Origin of the sequence: Candidatus Viridilinea mediisalina (genome assembly GCF_002532535.1) — a bacterium.
Lineage (GTDB): Bacteria > Chloroflexota > Chloroflexia > Chloroflexales > Chloroflexaceae > Viridilinea > Viridilinea mediisalina.
Window position 1 is genome coordinate 1 of sequence record NZ_NQWI01000289.1, and the last position, 1,141, is coordinate 1,141.

The 1,141-nt window shown below is 49.2% G+C and carries 2 protein-coding genes and 1 pseudogene; all 3 read right to left on the reverse strand.

Annotated elements, in window-relative coordinates; translation table 11 throughout:
* Positions 1-275, reverse strand: a pseudogene (locus CJ255_RS24760) (hypothetical protein); the annotation flags it as partial.
* 11 nt (positions 276-286) lie between these two features.
* The gene (locus tag CJ255_RS22060) at positions 287-499 is read right to left on the reverse strand and encodes a hypothetical protein (RefSeq protein WP_097646207.1); all 213 of its coding nucleotides are present in this window, start codon (positions 497-499) and stop codon (positions 287-289) included.
* Positions 489-923 carry a PIN domain-containing protein gene (locus CJ255_RS22065; RefSeq protein WP_097646208.1) on the reverse strand — a complete coding sequence of 145 codons (435 nt, stop codon included), beginning with the start codon at positions 921-923 and terminating at the stop codon, positions 489-491. Before CJ255_RS22065 ends, CJ255_RS22060 begins: the two co-directional genes overlap by 11 nt.
* Positions 924-1,141 lie beyond the last annotated feature (218 nt).

The following is a 1,141-nucleotide window of genomic DNA, read 5'->3' on the forward strand; positions in this document are numbered from 1 at the left end:
TGCAGGCCGATCTGTTCACCCTTTTGCAGGCCGATCTGTTCACCCTTTTGCAGGCCGATCTGTTCACCCTTTTGCAGACCTTTTTGTATGCCTTGTTCGATCAACTCTTCAGCAATGGTACCCATGAGCGCACCTCCCAAGGGAATGGTTGTCCCGACCACATCAATGATCTCTTGCAGCGTCACATGCTTGCCGGCGGCTGCAATGTACAGCAGCAGTGTTTTGATATAGTCCAGCCCGGAGGGCTGATCACAAAAACTATACCATTGCTTCATACAACAGGACTTCAAGACCGATGATCCTGGAGTCTTTCAGCCTCAAGATTCGCTAACCTGGCCAACTCCTCTAGCGGGATGAGGGGCAGATGGTGACGACGCCACTCGGTGTAATCAAAAGATTCACGCGAAACCGCCATGAGAAAGCGTTCTGCCTCAACCAAACCCAAGGCGCTAATCAGGGCATGCATGCCTGCGCTACGAAGTTCAGCCTCAGTTCTCATACCAACCCTCCATCGTAGCCAGAGCATTCTGTGGCAGCATTGCGACTAATCTACCAATAGCTTGCAGTCGTTTCAGTAAGCGATCATCTGTGGTTATAAATAGGTCAGCTTGACCAACTATTGCACATGCCGCATGCATTGCGTCATACGTTCCAATACCGTTATCGAGTAATGATTTTGCTTCTTTTAATACAGATTCATTGATCATGATTTGATCGCATGACTTTGTGCGCCAATGAAGAATCGCCATGCGCTGTGCAGGAACGGGATTAAAGCTACATTCAAGATCAAGTATCGCTGACCAGAGTAAATCACATTCAGCAGATTTGATTTTTTGTTGAATGACGATTTTAGATTCTGTCTCGATGCGAATACGATTCTGTTTCTGATCATCATAGGGGCGATTAAAACAACATAAATCCATATATATATTCGCACTATGGCATTCCAATCATGCAGATGGTTTTCATGCAAAGGCACAAGGCTATTCCAAATCGCCGCACCACTCAACCCCGGCGACCGCCCGCGCCACGGCGTCACCATCGCGCAGGTCGCCCTCAAGTAACTCGATCTGATCCTGCACGGCGGCGAGGTTGACGCGGTAGCCGGTGCTCAAGTTGTCGAAGACGCGCACCGTGTCGC